The sequence below is a fragment of the Phaeobacter sp. JH20_02 genome (genome assembly GCF_048056915.1).
Lineage (GTDB): Bacteria > Pseudomonadota > Alphaproteobacteria > Rhodobacterales > Rhodobacteraceae > Phaeobacter > Phaeobacter bryozoorum.
This window is the reverse complement of sequence record NZ_JAYMVP010000028.1, coordinates 282,204-301,765: the sequence shown is the minus strand read 5'-3', so window position 1 is coordinate 301,765 and position 19,562 is coordinate 282,204. Positions and strand designations below refer to the sequence as shown.

At 57.7% G+C, this 19,562-nt stretch carries 31 protein-coding genes; 28 read left to right on the top strand and 3 right to left on the bottom strand.

The features are described 5' to 3' along the window. Positions 1-30: 30 nt before the first annotated feature. Positions 31-672: a hypothetical protein gene (locus VWY34_RS15510; protein ID WP_416558590.1), complete on the top strand. Its 642-nt coding sequence runs from the start codon at positions 31-33 to the stop codon at positions 670-672. Here VWY34_RS15510 and VWY34_RS15505 read toward each other — a convergent pair. Together VWY34_RS15505 and VWY34_RS15500 are read right to left on the bottom strand one after the other, a co-directional pair. Beyond that, entirely contained in the window at positions 669-1,376 is a 708-nt protein-coding gene (locus tag VWY34_RS15505; protein WP_416558589.1) for a hypothetical protein, read from the bottom strand. The two genes, VWY34_RS15510 and VWY34_RS15505, sit on opposite strands and share 4 nt — an antisense overlap. Before the next feature lie 184 nt (positions 1,377-1,560). Further along, a complete protein-coding gene (locus VWY34_RS15500) occupies positions 1,561-1,902 on the bottom strand; it encodes a helix-turn-helix domain-containing protein (RefSeq protein ID WP_416558588.1) in 342 nt (113 codons plus the stop codon). An 85-nt stretch (positions 1,903-1,987) separates the two neighbouring features. On the opposite strand from VWY34_RS15500, the gene VWY34_RS15495 reads away from it, so the two are divergent. From VWY34_RS15495 to nusG, 13 genes are all read left to right on the top strand, one after another. Next, entirely contained in the window at positions 1,988-2,218 is a 231-nt protein-coding gene (locus VWY34_RS15495; RefSeq protein WP_416558587.1) for a hypothetical protein, read from the top strand. 102 nt (positions 2,219-2,320) lie between these two features. After that, positions 2,321-2,821, top strand: coding sequence for a hypothetical protein (locus VWY34_RS15490; protein WP_416558586.1), 501 nt, complete (start codon positions 2,321-2,323; stop codon positions 2,819-2,821). Further along, entirely contained in the window at positions 2,814-3,050 is a 237-nt protein-coding gene (locus VWY34_RS15485; RefSeq protein WP_416558585.1) for a hypothetical protein, read from the top strand. Before VWY34_RS15490 ends, VWY34_RS15485 begins: the two co-directional genes overlap by 8 nt. 324 nt (positions 3,051-3,374) lie before the next feature. Continuing rightward, positions 3,375-4,280 carry a helix-turn-helix domain-containing protein gene (locus VWY34_RS15480; RefSeq protein ID WP_416558584.1) on the top strand — a complete coding sequence of 302 codons (906 nt, stop codon included), beginning with the start codon at positions 3,375-3,377 and terminating at the stop codon, positions 4,278-4,280. After that, the gene (locus VWY34_RS15475) at positions 4,277-4,636 is read left to right on the top strand and encodes a helix-turn-helix domain-containing protein (protein WP_416558583.1); all 360 of its coding nucleotides are present in this window, start codon (positions 4,277-4,279) and stop codon (positions 4,634-4,636) included. The genes VWY34_RS15480 and VWY34_RS15475 overlap by 4 nt, the downstream gene beginning before the upstream one ends. After that, positions 4,633-4,911, top strand: coding sequence for a hypothetical protein (locus VWY34_RS15470; RefSeq protein WP_416558582.1), 279 nt, complete (start codon positions 4,633-4,635; stop codon positions 4,909-4,911). Before VWY34_RS15475 ends, VWY34_RS15470 begins: the two co-directional genes overlap by 4 nt. Next, complete coding sequence (gene ssb, locus VWY34_RS15465) at positions 4,911-5,393, top strand: single-stranded DNA-binding protein (RefSeq protein WP_416558581.1); 483 nt, start codon at positions 4,911-4,913, stop codon at positions 5,391-5,393. Before VWY34_RS15470 ends, ssb begins: the two co-directional genes overlap by 1 nt. A 59-nt stretch (positions 5,394-5,452) precedes the next feature. Continuing rightward, positions 5,453-5,719, top strand: coding sequence for a DUF2312 domain-containing protein (locus VWY34_RS15460; protein ID WP_416558580.1), 267 nt, complete (start codon positions 5,453-5,455; stop codon positions 5,717-5,719). Between the two features lie 18 nt (positions 5,720-5,737). Next, entirely contained in the window at positions 5,738-6,145 is a 408-nt protein-coding gene (locus VWY34_RS15455) for a DUF1064 domain-containing protein (RefSeq protein WP_416558579.1), read from the top strand. Between the two features lie 3 nt (positions 6,146-6,148). Further along, entirely contained in the window at positions 6,149-6,376 is a 228-nt protein-coding gene (locus tag VWY34_RS15450) for a hypothetical protein (RefSeq protein ID WP_416558578.1), read from the top strand. After that, complete coding sequence (locus VWY34_RS15445) at positions 6,373-6,756, top strand: hypothetical protein (protein ID WP_416558577.1); 384 nt, start codon at positions 6,373-6,375, stop codon at positions 6,754-6,756. The genes VWY34_RS15450 and VWY34_RS15445 overlap by 4 nt, the downstream gene beginning before the upstream one ends. After that, entirely contained in the window at positions 6,753-8,423 is a 1,671-nt protein-coding gene (locus VWY34_RS15440; protein ID WP_416558576.1) for an SNF2-related protein, read from the top strand. The genes VWY34_RS15445 and VWY34_RS15440 overlap by 4 nt, the downstream gene beginning before the upstream one ends. After that, a complete protein-coding gene (nusG, locus tag VWY34_RS15435; RefSeq protein WP_416558575.1) occupies positions 8,413-8,988 on the top strand; it encodes a transcription termination/antitermination protein NusG in 576 nt (191 codons plus the stop codon). The genes VWY34_RS15440 and nusG overlap by 11 nt, the downstream gene beginning before the upstream one ends. A gap of 181 nt (positions 8,989-9,169) precedes the next feature. Here nusG and VWY34_RS15430 read toward each other — a convergent pair whose 3' ends face one another. Continuing rightward, positions 9,170-9,616, bottom strand: coding sequence for a hypothetical protein (locus VWY34_RS15430; protein WP_416558574.1), 447 nt, complete (start codon positions 9,614-9,616; stop codon positions 9,170-9,172). 467 nt (positions 9,617-10,083) lie between these two features. Here VWY34_RS15430 and VWY34_RS15425 point away from each other — a divergent pair, with 467 nt between their 5' ends. From VWY34_RS15425 to VWY34_RS15360, 14 genes are all read left to right on the top strand, one after another. Next, positions 10,084-10,503 carry a P27 family phage terminase small subunit gene (locus tag VWY34_RS15425; protein WP_416558573.1) on the top strand — a complete coding sequence of 140 codons (420 nt, stop codon included), beginning with the start codon at positions 10,084-10,086 and terminating at the stop codon, positions 10,501-10,503. Beyond that, positions 10,487-12,259, top strand: a complete 1,773-nt coding sequence (locus VWY34_RS15420) for a terminase large subunit (RefSeq protein ID WP_416558572.1) — start codon at positions 10,487-10,489, stop codon at positions 12,257-12,259. The genes VWY34_RS15425 and VWY34_RS15420 overlap by 17 nt, the downstream gene beginning before the upstream one ends. A gap of 7 nt (positions 12,260-12,266) precedes the next feature. Beyond that, the gene (locus tag VWY34_RS15415) at positions 12,267-13,517 is read left to right on the top strand and encodes a phage portal protein (RefSeq protein ID WP_416542034.1); all 1,251 of its coding nucleotides are present in this window, start codon (positions 12,267-12,269) and stop codon (positions 13,515-13,517) included. Further along, the gene (locus tag VWY34_RS15410) at positions 13,417-14,331 is read left to right on the top strand and encodes a head maturation protease, ClpP-related (RefSeq protein WP_416558571.1); all 915 of its coding nucleotides are present in this window, start codon (positions 13,417-13,419) and stop codon (positions 14,329-14,331) included. The genes VWY34_RS15415 and VWY34_RS15410 overlap by 101 nt, the downstream gene beginning before the upstream one ends. A 16-nt stretch (positions 14,332-14,347) precedes the next feature. Further along, complete coding sequence (locus VWY34_RS15405) at positions 14,348-15,586, top strand: phage major capsid protein (RefSeq protein ID WP_416558570.1); 1,239 nt, start codon at positions 14,348-14,350, stop codon at positions 15,584-15,586. A 58-nt stretch (positions 15,587-15,644) separates the two neighbouring features. After that, a complete protein-coding gene (locus VWY34_RS15400) occupies positions 15,645-15,785 on the top strand; it encodes a hypothetical protein (protein ID WP_260081046.1) in 141 nt (46 codons plus the stop codon). A 6-nt stretch (positions 15,786-15,791) separates the two neighbouring features. After that, positions 15,792-16,361, top strand: coding sequence for a head-tail connector protein (locus tag VWY34_RS15395; RefSeq protein WP_260081045.1), 570 nt, complete (start codon positions 15,792-15,794; stop codon positions 16,359-16,361). Continuing rightward, positions 16,361-16,687 carry a head-tail adaptor protein gene (locus VWY34_RS15390; RefSeq protein ID WP_416558569.1) on the top strand — a complete coding sequence of 109 codons (327 nt, stop codon included), beginning with the start codon at positions 16,361-16,363 and terminating at the stop codon, positions 16,685-16,687. Before VWY34_RS15395 ends, VWY34_RS15390 begins: the two co-directional genes overlap by 1 nt. Continuing rightward, a complete protein-coding gene (locus VWY34_RS15385; RefSeq protein ID WP_260107400.1) occupies positions 16,684-17,139 on the top strand; it encodes a hypothetical protein in 456 nt (151 codons plus the stop codon). The genes VWY34_RS15390 and VWY34_RS15385 overlap by 4 nt, the downstream gene beginning before the upstream one ends. Next, entirely contained in the window at positions 17,139-17,492 is a 354-nt protein-coding gene (gp17, locus tag VWY34_RS15380; RefSeq protein WP_260081042.1) for a tail completion protein gp17, read from the top strand. The genes VWY34_RS15385 and gp17 overlap by 1 nt, the downstream gene beginning before the upstream one ends. A gap of 44 nt (positions 17,493-17,536) precedes the next feature. Continuing rightward, positions 17,537-17,824 (top strand): hypothetical protein, encoded by a 288-nt coding sequence (locus VWY34_RS15375; protein WP_416542037.1) that lies wholly within the window; start codon positions 17,537-17,539, stop codon positions 17,822-17,824. A 60-nt stretch (positions 17,825-17,884) separates the two neighbouring features. Then, on the top strand, positions 17,885-18,331 hold the full coding sequence (locus VWY34_RS15370; RefSeq protein WP_102874270.1) for a hypothetical protein: 447 nt from the start codon (positions 17,885-17,887) through the stop codon (positions 18,329-18,331). A gap of 96 nt (positions 18,332-18,427) precedes the next feature. Continuing rightward, entirely contained in the window at positions 18,428-18,895 is a 468-nt protein-coding gene (locus tag VWY34_RS15365) for a hypothetical protein (RefSeq protein WP_260081040.1), read from the top strand. Positions 18,896-19,011: 116 nt separating this feature from the next. Beyond that, a complete protein-coding gene (locus VWY34_RS15360; RefSeq protein WP_260081039.1) occupies positions 19,012-19,329 on the top strand; it encodes a hypothetical protein in 318 nt (105 codons plus the stop codon). Positions 19,330-19,562 lie beyond the last annotated feature (233 nt).

Here is a 19,562-nt window from a genome sequence, read left to right as displayed (position 1 = left end):
TGTGCTCTGGATTTTGTACGAGGAGAAATCATGAACGAAGAAAGAATTACTCGCCGACTGGAAGAGCTGCGGCTTAAGCTCTCAGAGAGTGGTGTCGAAGTGTGCTTGGTTGATAGCGCGGATGCGATTGAAGCGATGATGCAAGATGTGGGGAAGGATGGATCGCACCCTGTTTCTGAAGTGGAACTGGATCAGATCTCGAACGGGTTGGCGTTCTGGCTCGCGCTAAAGAAGGGGAGGCACTTTGTCGCGTGCATCTCCGCGAGGTTCACTGAGATAACTGATGGAGGGTTTGAGGAATACTGGCGCGATTTCTGCGCTGAGAAGTACCCTTGTCGTTCCAGCTTGGTTCTTGGGGTGCGTGCCGAGGTTGATGCGCTAATACATGGAAGGGTTGTATACTTCGGCGGGGTTCAGGTGGCAGAGAATGTGCAAGGCAACATCTCAAGACTGAGAGCATTTATCGAGTTCGCAAAGCTCCAAGCGCACTCTATGTGGCAATGGGATACAGCTTTCACCATAATCAATGCCAAGCATCGACCGCTAGCGCGGGTGTACCGTTTCACCGATTTGATCGAGGGTGCAGTTTGCTGGAGTGACCCTCCGCCAAAGGGTCTCTCGAATGATCAGATTTTCCTCACGCAGGGAAGCATGACTGTACTTGATGGCTAACCCTTAAGCCAAGTTAGCTTGGAGAAGACCGCTGTTACAGGAAGGTCATGGTCGTCATCAACTCGCATCGTGATCTTTCTGTAACCAGCGACGACTTTTTGGCCCTTGATGACCTCATTTATCACTTCGTCTGATACAATGAAGCCAACGTTCTCCAGTGCGCGGTGAGACCGCATGGCATGGTCAATTCTGCTTTGGCAAATCGAGCCAACAGTCTGATAATAGTCCTCGTGAGACGAAAAAAGCAGTCTTTCCATGGTGATACTCTTACTGCCAAAGCTGATTGGGTGCATTATCCTATCAGTGTCATCGATTGGCTTGTATAGGTCCACCTGATCTGCAAACCACTGCCAGTTCCGCAGCTTCGCGCCTTCCTCTCGGTACCAATCAAGGATGTGATCTGTAGTCACATCAAAACCAGCTCTGGTGACTTTTGCCCTCTGCAGGTTGACCTTCCTTGCGAGCTTGACACCATCGCTCTCCAATTTGTTGTCATCGCTTGTTGGCTGTGGAAAGAAAAAATTGAGAGGAACACCGAGTGCCCTGGACAGTTCTCCGACAGTTGAGGATGGGATGTCTCGGCCTAGCCGAATTTGATTGAAAGTGGTGTTGTAGTTCACCCCGGCAGCCTCACAAGCCTTCTTGAGGCTGATCCCTGACAGGTCGCACGCGGCTTTGATCCGTTCTCCGATAACTCTCTTCATTTCACACATAATGCGCCTCGTTAAATGGACGTATGACAACTTATGTGCGGATTGTTGACACACGACCATTGGCCAGTCAACAATCTAGAGGCGAAATTATTGAGTACAAATTAGCCGCGGTGGAAAATGAACTTGAAGGACGAAATGAGGTCGATCAGGAGTGCCGTTGAGCTATTGCGCGAGATCAAAGATCTTCCTGATGGCCCCCGGCGCGCATCGCTTCTGCAGCGGCTTTCAAGACACGAAGCTCTTCCTGTGATAGGTGGGTCAGTAGATCTTGCACTTCAGAAAGCAGACCAGAATGACTTTCTTCAAAGTTGTCTCCATTCAGAAGGTGAGCTGAAGGAACCTTGAGCGCAGCTGCGACTTTTTCGAGTGCGCCTGCGTTTGGCACCGCATTCTCACGCCGTCCCCAAGTATGAATTTGGTGGTAGGGCACACCAGATACGCGAGAAAGCTGAGCAATGCTCATGCCTTCGCTTTTCATTCTGGCCTCTAGCCGTTGATAGAACGCGCTCTTCGTCATGCTGTTATGATAATCTTGGCAGTTGCCAAGGGCAATTTGGCATTTGCCGATTGACAAAAGTTGGCATATGCCAAATGTTGCCGATATGCCTAAACTTGACATCATCAAACTGATTGAGCGCATTGCATCTGATACCGGGCTCAAGGAGACCACTATCGGCCTCCGAGCGTGCGGCGATGCAATGGTCTATGAGAGAACCAAGCGCCGAAAAAAGCAGGATGAAACCCGGCTTCAGAAACTCCGAGACTACCATGCGGCTGTTCTGAGCCAGCGAGAAGGCAAGTGGCCTTCGCCTTCTCCAGACATTGACGTCTGAGCAGTCAATTTGTCTCGGCCTTCTCTCCATAGTTAGCTCCTGTCTCCTCTCCACAACTTGATCGAGGAAAGGCAAATAGCCAAAACAATGAGGTTGCCCAGCATGGCGAACCAGCGAAACTATCTTCACACACTGTTCCGCGGATTGGTCGTTCGGCACTTTCCGGGAAAGCAAAACTGCGCTGCGCGAGAGCTCGCAGAGTTTTGGGCAGGTCGAGAATTAGACGACAGCGAAGTGGACTACGGCGGGTTCTCCCGCAAAATGAACGGCAGTCGCGCCTTCGACATTTATGACCTTTTTGCGCTGATCAGGATCACCGGTGATAAGCGCATCCTGTTGCCTTACGGCGAAGCAGATGAAGGCGATCTGCCTCCCAGCATACCAATGCCCGTCTTGGCCGCGCGTGCTGCCAAAGAGTCGGGCGAGTCTGTTTCCGCAGCGATCGAGGGGGGAGACCTTGCCGAAATCGCGCGCGAAGCCGGGGAAGCCGAGGCGGCGCATCGGAAGATCCGGGAAGAGGCAGAGGCCCTTATGCGCAGCGGCCCTGATCCCGATGAGGACGGGGCAGCAGCTGCCAGTTCCGGAGGTCACAGCAATGGCTGAGCGCAAGCGGATCCTGGACCAGAGCTATTTCCGTATCGGCCACGTGGTGGTCAGGACAACCGTTCACAGAGAGAACGGACGGACATTCAGTCTCTTCCCCGATGTCGAAGGGGGAGAGGCAAAGCCATTGTTCACCGGCCACATTGAGAAGGGCATGGGGACAGAGCTGCGGCGGCTGGCGCACCACTTTGACGACTTGGAGGCAAAGTTGCCAGAGGTGGGACGATGACCAGCCGCCACCAGCCTATTCGCTGCGGGATCAGTTGCGGCGTTTCAATGACAATTCACGCTGATTTCTACTGGAGGCAGCAATGACACAAGGCGGGGGCCAGAGAGGCCGGGCCGCTGATGAGCGGTATCTCGAAATGGTGGCAATGCGTTGCGAGGGCATTGCCCCTCAGAAAATCGCGGACGCGCTGGGCGTGTCGCTGAGCTCAGTGAAAAACGCAACGCTTGCTGTTCGTCGCGCCGACGAGGCTGAGGCCGCCAAGAGCGGGGAAGACATTTCTGGCAGCTATTGGCCAGATCGGGGCCGCCGTGGGGAGTTGAGAGCATGAGCCACAAGGCAGTAAGCTGGGCCCTTGAGCAGCGCCACTTGAAGCCTGGGCCGTGGGTAGTCCTGATCCAACTGGCTGACCGGCACAACAAAGACACCTTGCAGTGTGATCCCGATCAGAACCTGATCGCGGCCGATTGCAACATGTCCCGTGCAACGGTCAACAGGCACTTGGAGGATTTGGAGACATGCGGCCTCATTCGGCGTGTCCCCCGGGTAAACCCGCGCACCAACAAGGCTCTTTCGACATTCTACATCTTGGGCCTGAATTTCGACAACCCACCGGTTGTTGAACATGCCGTGTCTCAAAATGAGACGCGGAAAGGCGTGGGGAAAAAGGAGAACAAATCAGAGGGCCATGTCTCAAAATGCGACACGGAGCCGTGTCTCAAAAATGACGATTCCCGAGTCTCAAAAAACGCGATTTCCGAGTCTCAAATTGAGACACAAACCTTAGTAAAAGAACCAGTAAAAGAACCTTGCGCGGCTGACGCCTCGCACCACCGAGATTTGAATTTGGTCTTGGATGAGATTTGGGCAGCGTATCCCCGCAAGGGCGATCAGCTGGCCACCGAAGAAGCTGCAAGGGCGCTGATCGAGGGAGGCGCAAACCCTGCGGATCTGCTGGCCGCTGTGAAGGCATACGCCAAGAAAGCTGCCAGCTACGACGAAAGCCGGGTGAAGCTCAGCCAGAATTTCTTTGCCGGTGATTTCTGGCAGCGGAATGTGCCAGTGTCCGCCAAGGTCGCCAGCCGCGATGAGATCCTGCAGGCTCGGGCAAAAACCATCCTCGAGGGCAAAACCTTCCTCTGCCGCAGCATCACCGCCCACGCCGCTGGTGAGTGCATCACAGCCGGGCTGGTGACGCCGCAGGACTGCCTGCAAGCGGGGATCGCGCTATGAGCCTAAACGCGCTGAAAGCCGTTGCCATGCTCGAGAACGAGGTTGCCCGGGAGCTCTGGGCCGCTGACCTCAAGAAGCAGGCTGCCAAGGTTCATCCGCAGGTGTCCAAGGTCGTGCAGATCGTGGTGGCCGAGGTCGCAGCTGCGACGGGCATCCTGACAACCGAGATCACGGGAAAGGCCCGACAGCAGCCGTTGGTGCGCGCCAGGCATTTTGCATGGTTCAAGCTGATGGAGTTGGGCTTGTCGGCCAACGAGATCGCCGGTGCGTTCCAGACAGATCATTCGACCGTGAGCAAAGGGGCTGAGAAGATCCGCGCGGTCCTAGAGCCACAGAAGCGGGGTGCCCAGGCATGAGCAGCAAAGCCCCCGTTTCGGAGACCTTTGGCCGGATCACGGTTGAGGTCAACTTCGCCACTGGCAGCTGCGCCATCACGCACCCGGCGCAGGGCCTGATCGGCGAGGTGGCCAAGACATTCACGCTGCGCACGATCGAAGAGATCCGCGGGGCTTATGAAGTCCACACGCGGTTTGCCAAGCAGCCCAAGAAACACCCCCATTCCGCCGACATGGCAGCGGCTCTCAAGTTCGCGGGCATGCATCTGGCGGCAAGCCAAGGAGGCAAACGCTAATGGCAGGTTCGGTCAACAAGGTGATCCTGATCGGCAATCTCGGCCGCGATCCAGAGGTGAGGACATTCCAGAATGGCGGAAAGGTCTGCAACCTCCGCATTGCCACCTCTGAGACGTGGAAAGACCGGAACACGGGAGAGCGACGGGAAAAGACCGAATGGCATTCTGTGTCGATCCTAGGCGATGGGCTGGTCCGCGTTGCAGAGCAGTATCTCCGCAAAGGCTCCAAGGTCTACATCGAGGGCAAGCTGCAGACGCGCAAGTGGCAGGACCAGAGCGGGCAGGATCGCTACTCCACGGAGGTGGTCCTGCAAGGGCTTGGCAGCAAGCTGGTCATGCTGGACGGCCGAAACGGTGGCTCTGGCGATGGCCAGGGAGGTTATGGGGCCAATCAGGACAGTGACGGCTACGGGTCCGATGCTGGTCATGGCGGCCAGTACGGCGGAGACCACAACATCGATGATGACGAAATCCCGTTCTGACGAGCGGCGCTGAGCTGTCTCAGGAACCAAAAGAGAAACCAGACAAAGGAGCAGGCACGATGGATATGACCGAAGACGAAAAAAGCGACAGCTACCGTGTAACCGCGGGCGAGCTGCGCCAGTTCATTGAACGGTTTGAGCGCCTGGAAGAGGAAAAGAAAGCGGCCGCCGATCAGCAGAAGGAGGTTATGGCAGAGGCCAAGGCCCGCGGCTACGACACCAAGGTCCTGCGTAAGGTGATCGCCCTGCGGAAGCGCGACAAGGACGATATCGCCGAGGAAGAGGCGGTCCTCGAAATGTACAAAGAAGCGCTGGGCATGGGGTGAGGCAGACACATGGAACGCATGACAGCTGCAGACTACAAGGCCGCCCAGCGCGCTGCGGAGGGGCAGGGGGAAGACCGACGCCGTGTGCGCGGCACCAAGCGCACCACGACCGCTGACGGCATCACCCACGATAGCAAGACAGAGGCCCAGCGCTGGGAAGAGTTGAAGCTGCTACAGGCGAGCGGTGCGATTTGTGGTCTGCGCCGTCAGGCCCCAATCCCGCTCATCGGCCGGGATGGCCCGATCATGACGGACAGCGGCAACCAGCATCGGGTTTACAAGGCGGATTTCGTCTACGTCGACAACGTGCTGGGCGTCACCGTCGTTGAGGATCGCAAGGGGCATGAGACCGACAAGTTCAAACTGGTAAGGTCGATCCTTGCCGCCCAAGGCATTGAACTGCTGATCACCCGTGCGAAAGGCTGATCCATGGGAATGGTCGAGGATCTCAAGGCAGAAGTGACCATGCTGCGGAAGCTGCTGGCCCAGACGCAACGCGTCTGGGCAGCGGGCACCTGCACGGTTTCGGCAGTGTCGGTCCTGGGTGGAATTAAATCGCATATCGATGAAGTGAGGCTGGTTGCCGAACGGATTCACGCTTCCGCGCTAGGAGACAGTGCAGGGGCATTAATCGAGCATCGAGGGAACGTATCGTGAGCAGCAAAAGCACCCCGATCATGCTTGCGGGAAAGATCGCCCGCATCATCGAAAGCAACAGGATCAGTGTGAACTCTGAGACCGTGGCCCAAGACAGCATTCACGTTGCCTTGCGCGACACCATTGCCGACGTGAAGCGCGAGGTTCGGTTGAGTGCGCGCGATCGCGTGGACCTGATGGCCGGTTCGGTTGCGATCGAAGTGAAGGTGAAAAAGAACCAGAGCCGCGTTCAGATCCTCAAGCAGCTGGAGCGCTATGCCGAGCATGAAGAGGTTGAGGCTGTTGTACTTGCCACCGCTGACGCATGGCCCGGCTCTATCTCTGATGTGAAAGGGAAGCCTCTCTTCGTAGCCTCCCTGACAAGAGGGTGGCTGGGATGAACGGCGCGGTAGATTTCCACAACGGCACGTGGCGTGTGTCAGATCTGAAGCCGCATATCTCCCTGCGCTTCAAAGACGTGTTCAAGGGCATTCCGTTTGGCTCAACGCCACCGTTTGATCTCCGGGACCGCCCCAGCTTCGCAGCTGACTTGGACTGGTTCATGCAGCGCTATCCCCTTGACCTGACTCAGGATGCCGAGGACCGCCTTTCGGAACAGCTGGGCGTCTACAATCAGACGCAGAGCCGGATCGAAGAGCTGAAGCGACCGGACTATCAACCGGGTATCAAACCGGGTTTCAAGGAAGGCGAGGAGGCAGAACCATACCAGATCCGCGCTGCTGAGATGTTGCAGAGCACCGGTTCGCTTCTGTTGCTGGATGATGTAGGGCTCGGCAAGACCGTCTCGTTCCTCGCGGCTGTTGCTGATGGATGGGGGTTGCCTGCCGCCGTAGTGGTGCAGCCTCACCTCTCCACCCAATGGGTCAAGGAATACATTGAGCGCTTTACCCACCTGTCGGCCTGTGAAGTGAAAGACCGAAAGGTTCGAGATCTGCCCGCTGCCGATGTCTATCTGTTCCGCTACTCCAATATTGCGGCATGGGCTGATTACGCTGAGACATTGGGGATCAAGACCGTCTGTTTTGACGAGATCCAAGAGCTGCGGCATGGCACAGAAACCGCCAAGGGGAGAGGTGCCAAGGCTTTCTGTGATGCCGCTGACTACCATATCGGCCTCACTGCGACCCCGATCTACAACTATGGAGCAGAAATCTGGAACGTCGTTGAGTTCATCGCTCCTGGTGCGCTGGGAACTTGGCATGAGTTCGTGATCAACTGGTGCACCTCTCATGGATCACACTGGATAGTGAAAGACCCGGCCGCGCTGGGCGCATTCCTGATCGATGAAGGCATTGCCTTGCGCCGTACCAACGAAGACCCAGAAGTGGCTCGCACGCTGCCAGCACTTTCCAAGGTCGTTACAGAGGTGGGGTGGAATGAAGGGGACGCTGAGAGCAATCGGGAACTCCAGATAAGACTTGCCCAGCGCGTCCTGTCCGGAGGGTTCCATGAGCGCGGGCAAGCGGCCCGGGAGCTGGACGTGATGCTGAGGCAGGAGACTGGCATTGCCAAAGCTCGCGCCGTTGCTGCCTACGTCCGAACTCTCGTGGAGGGTGGAGAGTCTGTCCTTTTGGCGGGCTGGCATCGTGGAGTTTACGACATATGGCTGGACGCGCTGGGCGATCTCAATCCGGTTATGTACACCGGTTCGGAATCCCAAGCACGAAAGCGGCAGGCCAAGCAGGCGTTTCTCTCCGGTCAGAGCAGTCTGATGATAATGTCGTTGCGGTCGGGCGCCGGTCTGGATGGGTTGCAGCACGTATGTCGCCATGTCGTCTACGGTGAGTTTGACTGGTCGCCACAGGTCCATACACAGTTCACCGGCCGGGTGAGGCGACGCGGACAGACCCATCCTGTCACAGCTCATTTCCTCCACGTAGAGGGCGGATCCGATCCGGTCATCATGTCCACGCTTGGGCTCAAGGCATCCCAATCACACGGGATCCTGAACCCGTTTGTCGCGATTGAAAGCGCAACGCCACTTGATGACACACGAATGCGCACGTTGGCCAAAGCGGTACTGGAGGGAACAGCACATGCAGCATGATTGGAACATTGGCGACCCTTGGCCGTTCAAATCTGTTCGAGGCTTGGTGGGCAAGCCATGCGAGCCGGTCTGGCATGCGCTGATTACCCCACCGCAAAAGGAGGCCGACACCGCAGGCCGTTTGGAGGCCGCAGGGTGCGAGGTCCAGTATCCGACCGAAGAGAGGGTTCGGCACATTGCTGGGAAGAAGCACAAGCGGACGGTGCCAATTCTGCCAGGCATCATCTACGTAAAGTTCCCTTATGAGCCAAACTGGGATGTTATGCGCCGCCGCCGGGTGATCGTCGGTGTTTTCTCTCAGCACGGCAGGCCAGTCCGTTTGTCACAGGATCAGGTCATGAGCGTGATGGGGTTGCCCACTGAGGCAGAGCGCCAACGAGCGGCAAGACTGGCAGCTGTGATGCCTGTGCCTGGAGAGAAGGGATGCATCTCCGGCGGTCCATTGTCTGGCTTCCTGGTTGATGTGGTCGCTGTCGAGGCTGGCCGAGTTTGGTTCGAGCTGGTGACCGCGACTGGCGTGGTTCGTGGTGAGGATCGATCTGGATTGGTCCGCCGTATTGTGTAGGCGCACAGGATATGGTATCACCGCCACATCCAGACACATGCTGGTGACCCTCCGAGCGTCAACGAGCGTTAGAGGCGAGTGTACCGCGAGACGGGAAACCGGAGGCCCTCGCGGTGCTACTGCATTGGCGAGGATGTGCCACGACATCGCGGCGGCACATCAGCCGCATAAGCCTGCCATTTCATAGGGAGCAGCGAATGAACAGGCGCGGATTTCTGAAGACAACGGCCGCCAGTGCTTTGGTTTCGTTGCTGCCGTTGCCTACAGTTTCACGCTCGTCGGCAGTGTCGAATGTTTGCATTTCGATAGCGCCTGCGGCTACCGTATCGGACTTCGCCGGGCTTGATTGGGTAGAATTCGGCGCTGTCACGTCAATGCCCGACCTGATCCGCCAGGCGCGGCCATCCATTGGAGATGCATAGGCATGGAAATTCAGATCACTGCGGAAGACTTGGCACAGGCGTTTTTGCAGGCAGATGATGAACTGCATGGATCGCAGCAGGGCTACTTCGACTTTGACAATCCATCTAGTAGCGCCATCGATGGCGGTTATATCGATCTGGTTCGGATCGCGGATATTTTGAATCAGAAGGTTGCGCAGCGCGAGGGCCAGTGACCCGACACCCATTCTCGGGCCGCAAGGGCAGCGCAGCCCGTGACCGCTTCGCAGCCACTCTCTATGCACAGCAAGGCGGAAAGTGCCGGATGTGCTGCCAGCCGATACCGGCAAGCCTCCGCGGTAAAACCGGCAAGCGCGCTGCTGTGGTGGATCACCTCCGCCCCTGGCGCCTGCGCCCAGATCTTGCTTTCGAACTGACGAACCTCGCGCTGGTCTGTTCCGGTTGCCACTTCACCCACTGCGCATCAATCGAAGCCGCCCACGCTGGAGACGCTGAGCTCATCGCACAAGCCAAGGAGCGTGTTGGGCAGGAGTGGTGAGCGAGCAAGGCGCTTTGCCCCTGTGGTGGGCTTTTTCTGGCCGCTCCGCGCCGTTCTGAGGGCGGGGGGGAGGTCGAAAGTTCAGGCCTCCATACTGGAAACCTATCGCCGCTCCTGCGTGCGCAATATCTGCTGTGAAAAAAGGGGGGTGTCCCAATGGCAGCAATTCAGCGCCCCCGATACGACGATATCTTTGCCGGTCACGACGAAGGGGCCGCAATGGCAGCGCAAGCAAAGGTGCTTTGGGAGGAATACAAGGCTGACCTTGACGGTCGCGGCCTTTGGAACAGGGTACGATCACGGACGACTGATCGTTTGGTCAGGGTTACCGTCGAATATTTGCACTATCAGCCACTAGCCCTGGCAGAAGGGCCGGTGAAGAAGGCCGAAAACGGTGGCCAATTTGCCAATATGCTATGGTCCCAAGTCAAAAACATGGCTGACCAGATTGCAAAGCTTGAGAAGTCTCTCGCGCTTACACCTGAAAGTGTCAGCGCCAAGTCGGAAAGCCCCAAGAAGCCGGAGAAGATGACCGCATCAGAGCGGTGGAAAAAGAATCGTGAAGCCAGTCATTGATCGCACCACTGAATATGCAAGGGGTGTTGTTTCCGGTGAGATTGTAGCTGGCAAATTCGTCCGCGCTCAATGTGAACGACACCTGAAGGACATGGAAACCCGCCATGCCAGAGGTCTTGTCTGGAATCTGAAGGAGGCGGAGGACGCGCTGGATTGGTTTCCGGCCTTTTTGACGATCACCGAAGGAGCAAAAGAGGGAGAGCCGTTCCACCTTCTGCCCTGGCACGCTTTCGTGGTCGGATCGGTCTTCGGCTGGCGGGATCAAAATGGCTACATTCGGTTCCGTTTCGTCTGGCTTGAGACTGGAAAAGGGCAAGCGAAATCGCCCCTGATGGCAGCTATCGGCATCTATCTTTGTGGTTTCTACGGGAGGAAACGGGCCGAAGTCTACTGCATCGGAGAGACCAAGGACACTGCACGGGTGATGTTTCGGGATGCAGTTGCAATGCTGCGCGCGCCGATGCCAGATGGTGAAGGTGAAACGCTTGAAGACGATGAGTTCGTGATCCGCGGCACGGGTGATCTCGCTTACAAGGTTGAGCACCCTGGTTCCAGTTCTTCGATGCAGCCAATCGCAAGCGGTGACGCGATTTCGGGACCAAAGCCCATTCTTGTGGCTGGTGACGAAATCCATGAGATGAAGTCCAATAAGGCCATCGAGATGTGGCGGGCGGCCGTTACGAAGAAGCACGGCGACAGCATCTTGATGCTTGGCACCAATACTCCAAGTGCAGATCAGCAGGTCGGTACAGACTACAGCGAGTTTTGCCAAAAGGTTGTGACCGGCGATTTCACAGATGACAGTGTCTTCGCATATATCGCCAGAGTTGACGAAGGCGATGACCCTTTGAACGACGAAAGCTGCTGGATTAAGGCGCTGCCAGCTCTGGGCCTGACATACCCCATCGACAATGTGCGCAAGCTGGTCGTTACAGCCAAGCAGCAGATCAGCACGCAACTCACGACCAAACGCCTCTATTTCGGGATCCCCGTTGGTTCGGCAGGATTTTGGACGTCCGAACAGGCATGGAAGGAAGTCCAAGGCGCTGTTGATGAGAAGGCCATGCGAGGTCGCAAAGCGCATCTGGCGCTTGATCTGTCAGAGAAAAACGACCTGACCGCGCTAACAGCCGCGTGGGAGGGGGAAAAGATCGAGGTCAAGAACTGGTATTGGACGCGTGAATTTGAGGTCGAAGAGCGTTCCACTGCTGATGCAATTCCTTACCGTGAACTGGAAGAAGCGAACCTGATCGAAATCACGCCAGGACGCGTGATTGATTACAGCTTCATCGCGGCTAAGATCATTGAATTCTGTGGCCGCCATAATGTGGTGCAGATGGCAATCGACAGCGCACATATGGAAAAGCTCTGCGAAGCCTTCGACACCGCTGGATTCAGCTACTGGATCGAAGAGGGTGACGACAAGGCGGGCTCCGGCCTCAAGGTCGTGCGCCATAAACAGGGTCACAGCGTGAGCTTTGACGCCAAATTTCTCTGCATGCCAACCTCGATCACACAGCTTGAAGATCACATGCTCAAAGGCACAGTGGTCATCGACCGGAACAAATTGACCAGCATTTGCGCCCGCAACGCAATCATCCGCGAAGACGGGTTCAGCAACCGCATGTTCGACAAATCGCGGTCGCGTGGCCGGATCGACGGGGTTGTCACCTTGGCGATGGCCGTGGGATCCGCCACCGCGGCGATGAAAGACACAACCAGCGTCTATGAGGCGCGAGGAATACTGAGCTTCTGAGGCGCACATGGGCATTTTCGACTTTTTCCGCCCTCGCGGCGAAGAGCAGCATGCGGCGAGATCGGCGCATGCCATGGCTGGCGACAGCATGTCGTTCTCTGGTTTGAACGACCCTGCATTTTACGAGTTTATTCGAGGAGGGACTACGGCTGCCACGGCGTCTGGAATGTCGGTTTCGCCCAAGACGGCGCTCAAGAATACTGCCGTTCTGAGGTCGGTGTCTCTGCTGTCGTTCTCCATCGGAATGCTGCCCTTGCACCTTAAGGACAAGGCAACCAAGGGAATAGCGGACCACCCTGTCCACCGGCTTCTGCACCGCAAGCCGAATGCGTGGCAAACGGCCTTTGAGTTCCGCTCTGTGATGCAGCAGCGCGCGCTGACGAAGGGCGACGCGTTCGCACTCAAGGTCCGCAGCGGCCAGCGGATCATCCAGCTTGTCCCGCTCGCAAATTGCAAGCCAGAGCAAAACGCCGACTGGTCTCTGACCTATACCGTCACCAGAAAGGACGGTGGCAAGGTTACATATTCGCAGGATGAGATTTTGCACCTTCGATACGGTCTTTCGGAGGATGGGATCACCGGGCTTTCGCTGGTCAATCAGGCGGCAGAGGCGATTGGGTTGGCGTTATCGGCGGAACGAGCCGCCACACGGATGTTCAGCAAAGGCATGATCGTTGGCGGCGTCTTGAAGCACAAATCTACGCTTTCGCCCGAGGTGTTCGAGCGCCTAAAGGCAAGCATGCAGGAAGCAGAGGGCGCAGACAACGCGCACAAGTGGAAAATTCTCGAAGAGGGCATGGACATGACGCCGTTTCAAGCGCCTGGCAAGGATGCCCAGGGCCTGGAGCAGCGCCAGCACCAAATCGAGGAAATCGCGCGGGTTTTCGGTGTCCCGCGCCCCCTCCTGATGATGGACGAAACCTCTTGGGGGTCGGGGATCGACGTTCTGGGGCAATTCTTCGTTCGGTATTCGCTGAACCCGTGGTTTGAGGCGTGGCAGCAGGCGATTGAGCGCGATCTTTTGACGGAGGACGAGGCCGACCGATACGAGGCGAAATTCAACGCTGGCGGGCTACTTCGCGGGTCGATGAAGGACCAAGCTGACTTTTTCGCCAAAGGCCTTGGGGCTGGCGGGCATCAACCATGGCTTCACCCCGATGAGCCGCGAGAGTGGATGGACCTTCCGCAACGTGATGATCTGCCCATGTCTATGGGTGCACAGAAAGGGGCAAGCAATGAGCCTTCGAAAACTCCCTGAGATACAAGCCGGGCGGCTTCCCAGCGTCTGCGCTTTCGAACCTGATGCAGACGCGCTGGAACGCTGGAACGCGGGGCTTTCACCGCAAGCGGCATCGGATAACACAATCACAATCCTTGACGTGATCGGAGAGGATTTTTGGACTGGCGGTGGTGTCACCTCCAAGCGTATTTCGGCGGCCCTACGGTCAATTGGGTCACAAGACGTTGTTGTTGAGATCAACAGCCCCGGCGGTGATTTCTTCGAGGGGGTTGCTATCTACAACGCGCTGCGTGCGCACCCGCACAAAGTCACGGTGCGCATCCTCGGGTTAGCTGCGTCGGCCGCGTCGGTCATTGCCATGGCTGGAGATGAAATCGAGATCGGCAAAGCTGGTTTTCTCATGGTGCATAACGCCTGGGTCGTGGCGATGGGCAACCGCCACGATCTCAAGGAAGCGGCAGAAACCATGGAGCCGTTCGATGACGCTATGGCGACCCTCTATGCCGACCGTGCTGGGGTCGAAAAGCCCAAGGCCGCAGAATGGATGGACAACGAGACGTGGTTCAACGGCGAGCAGGCCGTAGAGGCCGGTCTTGCCACTGGGCTCCTTCCTGCGGACGCTGTTTCTGAAGACAAAACCAAGGCAGAGGCCGCCAAGGGCGTGAATGCAACCCGCCGCATTGATGCGCGCCTCGCAAAAACCGGAATGCCTCGCTCAGAACGCCGCGCGCTTCTGGCCGATGCAAAGGGGGGCATGCAGGACGCTGCCCTGACCGTCACGCACGACGCTGACGAAATCGCGGCCCTCGTTTCGGGCCTGTTCAAAGTCTAAAATCAGGAGACAACTCATGTCCAAGCACATGATCCCCGCGAAACCCCGCGGGATCGTCGCCGTTCGTGCAGATGCAGGCGGTGACGTGACCAAAATTCTTGCTGACCTTCAGAAGGACTGGCAGTCGTTCAAAGACACCCAGTCCGAAAAGGACAAAGAGGTCAAAGCCAAGTTTGACGACGTGGTGACGACCGAAAAGATGAAGCGCATTGACGCCAGCGTGTCCGACCTGCAAGCCGCGGTTGATCAGGCCAATGCCAAGCTTGCCGCGATGGCTGCCAACGGCACTGGCCCTGGCCAGGTGAAGGACCCGGAGTATTCCGAGGCTTTCCGCGCGCACTTCCGCAAGGGTGAAGTTCAGGCCAACCTGAACAAGGGCGCCTCCGACGAGGGCGGCTATCTGGCTCCTGTCGAGTGGGACCGCACCATCACCGACAAGCTGATCGAAGTCTCGGCGATGCGTCAGATCGCGAGCACCCAGTCGATTTCCGGCAACGGCTTCACCAAGCTGTTCAACCTGCGCGGCACCGCGTCGGGCTGGGTCGGCGAAACCGCCGCACGCGGCGAAACCGGCAGCGCGACTTTCGGTTCCATGACCTTCACCACGGGCGAAATTTACGCCAACCCTGCAGCAACGCAGCAGATGCTGGATGATGCCGAAGTGGACCTGGAAGCCTGGATCGCGGGTGAGGTCGAAACAGAGTTCTCCTACCAGGAAGGACTGGCGTTCATTTCCGGCAACGGGACGAACAAGCCGAGCGGTTTCCTGACCTATGTGACCGGCGGCAGCAACGCATCGGCAAATCCGCTGGGGGCCATCGAGAAGAAAACCGCCGCCGCTGCTGCTGCAGTGACTGAAGACGAACTGCTGGATCTGATCTACGCGGTACCGTCCGCTTACACTGGCAATTGCCGGTTCGTGATGAATCGCAGCACCATGGGCAAGGTTCGTAAGCTGCGCGATGCCGAAGGCCGACAGCTCTGGCAGCCGTCTTCGCAGGCGGGCCAGCCCTCGCAATTGCTGGCTTACCCGGTCACAGAAATGCCGGGCATGCCGGATGCTGTTGCTTCTGCCCTGCCCATCGCCTTCGGTGATTTCCGTCGCGGCTACCTGATTGTTGACCGGACCGGCGTCCGCGTGTTGCGCGACCCGTTCACCAACAAGCCTTACGTGCATTTCTACACCACCAAGCGCGTCGGCGGCGGCGTGGTGAACCCGGAGTGCATCAAGGTTATGGAAATGGCCGCTTCCTAAGCGGTGATCTTCGGCGGGCTGTAATGGCCCGCCTACAACCCTCTCAGGAGAGAACCCGATGGCTGAAACCAAGCAGACTGCGGCCAAACAGGCCAAACCGGCGGATGCAAAGCCTGCGTCCCGCCAATCGATGACATCGGAAATGGCGAAAGATCTGGGTCTTGATCCCGGTCCGTACGGCAAACCGGCGAAGAAGTAAGCGCACATGTTCCGCCCCATTCTCATCACACCACCGGCTCAAAGCCCCGTCACACTGGACGAGGTGAAGGCCCAGGCGATTGTTGACTTTGCCGATGATGATGACCTTCTGACCGGCCTGCGTGACGCTGCTGTGGCGCATCTGGACGGATTTCGGGGGATTCTGGGGCGGGCCATGGTCTCGCAGACGTGGCAGGTTCAGCAGGCGGCTTGGTCGCGAGAAATCTGCCTGCCGGTGCCCGACGTCTCGGCCGTGGCTATCAGCTACGCTGATGCGGGCGGGGCAGAACAGTCGGTGACAGCGGATGACATCGCTGTCCTGCCTATCGCGAGCGGCACGCTGGTTTCGCTGGCCGATAGTTTTGACCTTCCGACGCTGGAAAGCAGCAACCCGGCGCCAATCGCAGTGCAGTTCACATGCGGCTTTGGCGCCGCAGTAGATGTACCAGCTAATTTGAAACTTGCCGTGAAGGCGCTTGCTGCGACCTGGTATGAAAACCGAACAGCGCAGCCGGGTGAGGCCCTCCCGATGGGGGTCTCAGCCCTGATCCAGCCCTATCGTTGGATGGCAGTCTGATGCTGCTGATCGAACGCGTGGCTTTCGATGAACTGATCGGCACCGATGATGGTTTAGGAGGCAAAGACTGGACACCTGTTGAGCGCCTCCGGGTTCGTGCTTTTTTTCAGTTCCTGCGCGGCGGTGAGAGTGTTCAAGCAGCGCGTTTGACAGGTCGGCAAACAATTGTCGCGACGATCCGCCAATCACCCCCTGCGCTGGCCATAAAAACCAAATGGCAAATGCGAGATATCGGAAAAGGCATCACGTACGACATCCGAGCAATAGAGCCAAACCGGGACAAGCCGCGGCAATATCTGGACATTGTTTGCGAGAGCCTTTCGTGAAAACCCTGCTGAAAATGGAGGGTTTGCGCGAACTCGACAATGATCTGGCCGCATTGCCGAAAGCTGTATCAAAGCCGGTTGTTCGGCGCGCCCTGGCCAAGCAGTTGCAGCCAGTTGCGGAAATGGCGAATTACCTTTGGCCCGGGGCCGACGATAGTGCATTCGCGGTTTCATCGAGGCTCAAAAACGGCCAGCCGCAACCAGATGTCGGTTCGAGCGCGGTCACCATGTTCGTTGGTGCGACCAGATCTGCCCCGCATGCACATCTACGCGAATGGGGCACCGAGCCGCGCTACCACAAAAGCGGCAAGTATGTGGGTGCTGTGGCCCCGACACCGTCGCTCACCCCGTCGTGGGAGGCCTACAAGGGCGACATCCTTCAGGGCTTGGCTGCTGAGATTCGGAGCGAGTTGGAGGCTACACTGGCGCGCCGCGCCAAGAGGGGGCTGTGATGGAGGAATATCTTCAGGTCTTGCTTGCTGCGGCAGTGAATTGCCCGGTGAAATGGGGCTACTTCGAGGATGGCGAAACCATGCCGCTGGTGTCGATGTCGCGCATGTCTGGCAGGCGATACCACACCCTGAACAGCAAGGGCCTCATGCAAGGCTCGATACAGATCGACTGCTGGGGCAAAACCTACCGTCAGGCGATGATTGCCAGCCGAGAGGTGCGGACTTCGCTTGAAGGCTTTAGCGGCGGGCCCGTTGTCAGCGCGCGTCTGACGGCCGCACGAGACAGTAACAGCACCGATGCCAGTGCTGCCCACAGAGTCTCACTCACGTTTGCGATCACCTATCGCGAATAGCCGCAAATCTGCGGCGGCACACCCCACATCAGAGGACACACATCATGACCAGCCAGAAACCTGCTGCGGCGGGCCAAAGATCTGCGGCTAAATCCAACCCGGAACCCGTTGTCGCGACGGGCGTCAAGCTGATCCGCCTGCCGATGGAGACGAACAAGGCCTCACACCCGGCCGCGCTGTACCGGGGCCCGGAGCCAAAGCCCGGCGATCTGCTGCAGTTCACCTCTGCCAATGGCGTGACCTACCAGGGCAAGGTAGCCGAGGCGACCGAGGCTGATGGCGAAGTGCTGGCCGAGTTCACGGGGCCGCTGAAGGTGATCCCCACGAAATAGGCCAAGGCCTATCTACCCGCGCCCCAAGGCGCTTTCTCTCTATACTGAAAGGAAACAGATATGGCGCACCAGACCGCCTCTGGGGTGACGCTCGGCATTTCTGCCGCGGCGCCCGCAACCCATGACACCGCAGGGTTTGACGCCCTCACCTTCATCCCGGTTGGTGAAATCACCAACGTGGGCGAATTCGGTAAAGAATGGGCCCTCGTGACACACAACCCGCTGTCAACGCGGGGCACCAAGAAGGGCAAGGGGAGCTATAACAATGGCAACCTGAACCCCAGCCTTGCACTTGATCCCGACGACGCCGGGCAAACTGCGATGGAAACCGCGCTTGAAAGCGATGACCCGGTTTATATGGCGATCACGCTTCAGGATGGAACGATCTTCTATCTTGTGGGTCTGGTGATGTCGTTCAAGCCAAACATCGGCGGCGTGGATGATGTGGTTACGGCCACCACCTCAATTGAGCTGACGCCTGAGCAGATCCTCAAAAAGGCCGCCTAAGAGCTGATCAAGATCCGCTCATTTGAGCGGAAGGGCCGGGCGGAGAGTGGTTCGATCCCCCGGCCCGAATGAACCACGAACCGATAGGATAAGATAATGGACTTCAACCAGTTTGATAGCGTTTCGGCTGCTGAAAAAGGCGCAGAATGCCACCTGAAGCACCCGGCGACCTTGAAACCACTGTTTGACAACCCCGATGACCCCACCGTTGATAACGGTAAACCTTGCTTGGTCGTTGTCCTGGGGGGCGAGGCGCCATCAGTTCGGGCCGCCGCACGCGCTCGCCAGAAGGCACGGGCTGAAGCTGACGATGGCGATGAGAAAGCTTATGACGAGAACACCCTTGAGGCAGTGCATGAGCGCATGGTCGAGGCTATGGTGCCACGGGTTCTCGGTTTCAAAAACGTTCGCAAGGGCAAGGCTCCGGCGACCAAGGCTGATGCGGCCTGGCTTTTTGGATTGAATCGTATGAACGCCCAAGAAGGTGAGATGTCCTTTGTCGAGCAGGTCGCCGCGTTCTCTGCCAAGCGCGGTAACTACTTGGGAAACGCCTCCGCCGACTGACGCTCTATGCCGAACAGGCAGGGTTTCTATCTGCGCGCCCCGATGAGTGGAAGTCCAACCGGCTGAAGATCTGGCAGAAAGAGGGTATTGACCTTGCTCTGCCAGATGTCAGCGGAGTGGAATATCTGCTCGATATGATGGTGCCAGAGGCTCTTGGGTGGTGCAGCTTCGATCAGATGGGCGGCGCGGCACCAATCGCTTGGACGGAGATCAACGCCTTTTCACTGGCAGCAGGGCTGGATCTTGAGCCGTGGGAAGTAAAGCAGCTCCGGGCGATGAGCGCGGCCTATGTGCAAGGTCTGGCGCGCGGGCGAGAGCCGATGAAGGTCTCACCCGCATTTGATGATCGGCCAGATGAGGATCCCGGTGTCGAGATGGAACGTCAGCGCTTGTCTGACAACTTGAACGCCAGCCTGTCAGCGTTGGCAGGGTGACAATCGGTTTCGCAGCACGGGTAAGGGGCCGGTGTCATCGGTTGTAGCAGGGCAGCCGCTCCAATTGCCCTGCATACATTCCAGCCACATACCTCGCGTTATCTCGAATATCACTCGCACTAACCCCAAACTCCCTGCGCAAATCGTTCAGGTTGGAGTTGGCCCGGCTTTTAGAGACTTGAAGTTGCCTCAATAGCTTTCGAGCCTCCGCTTCGCACGACGGATCATATTTC

Excerpts from the sequence above, each read along its gene's own strand:
- VWY34_RS15510 (WP_416558590.1), top strand. The coding sequence starts at position 31 with ATGAACGAAGAAAGAATTACTCGCCGACTGGAAGAGCTGCGGCTTAAG.
- VWY34_RS15505 (WP_416558589.1), bottom strand. The coding sequence starts at position 1,376 with ATGAAGAGAGTTATCGGAGAACGGATCAAAGCCGCGTGCGACCTGTCA.
- VWY34_RS15500 (WP_416558588.1), bottom strand. The coding sequence starts at position 1,902 with ATGACGAAGAGCGCGTTCTATCAACGGCTAGAGGCCAGAATGAAAAGC.
- VWY34_RS15495 (WP_416558587.1), top strand. The coding sequence starts at position 1,988 with ATGCCTAAACTTGACATCATCAAACTGATTGAGCGCATTGCATCTGAT.
- VWY34_RS15490 (WP_416558586.1), top strand. The coding sequence starts at position 2,321 with ATGGCGAACCAGCGAAACTATCTTCACACACTGTTCCGCGGATTGGTC.
- VWY34_RS15485 (WP_416558585.1), top strand. The coding sequence starts at position 2,814 with ATGGCTGAGCGCAAGCGGATCCTGGACCAGAGCTATTTCCGTATCGGC.
- VWY34_RS15480 (WP_416558584.1), top strand. The coding sequence starts at position 3,375 with ATGAGCCACAAGGCAGTAAGCTGGGCCCTTGAGCAGCGCCACTTGAAG.
- VWY34_RS15475 (WP_416558583.1), top strand. The coding sequence starts at position 4,277 with ATGAGCCTAAACGCGCTGAAAGCCGTTGCCATGCTCGAGAACGAGGTT.
- VWY34_RS15470 (WP_416558582.1), top strand. The coding sequence starts at position 4,633 with ATGAGCAGCAAAGCCCCCGTTTCGGAGACCTTTGGCCGGATCACGGTT.
- ssb (WP_416558581.1), top strand. The coding sequence starts at position 4,911 with ATGGCAGGTTCGGTCAACAAGGTGATCCTGATCGGCAATCTCGGCCGC.
- VWY34_RS15460 (WP_416558580.1), top strand. The coding sequence starts at position 5,453 with ATGGATATGACCGAAGACGAAAAAAGCGACAGCTACCGTGTAACCGCG.
- VWY34_RS15455 (WP_416558579.1), top strand. The coding sequence starts at position 5,738 with ATGACAGCTGCAGACTACAAGGCCGCCCAGCGCGCTGCGGAGGGGCAG.
- VWY34_RS15450 (WP_416558578.1), top strand. The coding sequence starts at position 6,149 with ATGGGAATGGTCGAGGATCTCAAGGCAGAAGTGACCATGCTGCGGAAG.
- VWY34_RS15440 (WP_416558576.1), top strand. The coding sequence starts at position 6,753 with ATGAACGGCGCGGTAGATTTCCACAACGGCACGTGGCGTGTGTCAGAT.
- nusG (WP_416558575.1), top strand. The coding sequence starts at position 8,413 with ATGCAGCATGATTGGAACATTGGCGACCCTTGGCCGTTCAAATCTGTT.
- VWY34_RS15430 (WP_416558574.1), bottom strand. The coding sequence starts at position 9,616 with ATGGGTGTCGGGTCACTGGCCCTCGCGCTGCGCAACCTTCTGATTCAA.
- VWY34_RS15425 (WP_416558573.1), top strand. The coding sequence starts at position 10,084 with ATGGCAGCAATTCAGCGCCCCCGATACGACGATATCTTTGCCGGTCAC.
- VWY34_RS15415 (WP_416542034.1), top strand. The coding sequence starts at position 12,267 with ATGGGCATTTTCGACTTTTTCCGCCCTCGCGGCGAAGAGCAGCATGCG.
- VWY34_RS15410 (WP_416558571.1), top strand. The coding sequence starts at position 13,417 with ATGAGCCGCGAGAGTGGATGGACCTTCCGCAACGTGATGATCTGCCCA.
- VWY34_RS15405 (WP_416558570.1), top strand. The coding sequence starts at position 14,348 with ATGTCCAAGCACATGATCCCCGCGAAACCCCGCGGGATCGTCGCCGTT.
- VWY34_RS15400 (WP_260081046.1), top strand. The coding sequence starts at position 15,645 with ATGGCTGAAACCAAGCAGACTGCGGCCAAACAGGCCAAACCGGCGGAT.
- VWY34_RS15395 (WP_260081045.1), top strand. The coding sequence starts at position 15,792 with ATGTTCCGCCCCATTCTCATCACACCACCGGCTCAAAGCCCCGTCACA.
- VWY34_RS15390 (WP_416558569.1), top strand. The coding sequence starts at position 16,361 with ATGCTGCTGATCGAACGCGTGGCTTTCGATGAACTGATCGGCACCGAT.
- gp17 (WP_260081042.1), top strand. The coding sequence starts at position 17,139 with ATGGAGGAATATCTTCAGGTCTTGCTTGCTGCGGCAGTGAATTGCCCG.
- VWY34_RS15375 (WP_416542037.1), top strand. The coding sequence starts at position 17,537 with ATGACCAGCCAGAAACCTGCTGCGGCGGGCCAAAGATCTGCGGCTAAA.
- VWY34_RS15370 (WP_102874270.1), top strand. The coding sequence starts at position 17,885 with ATGGCGCACCAGACCGCCTCTGGGGTGACGCTCGGCATTTCTGCCGCG.
- VWY34_RS15365 (WP_260081040.1), top strand. The coding sequence starts at position 18,428 with ATGGACTTCAACCAGTTTGATAGCGTTTCGGCTGCTGAAAAAGGCGCA.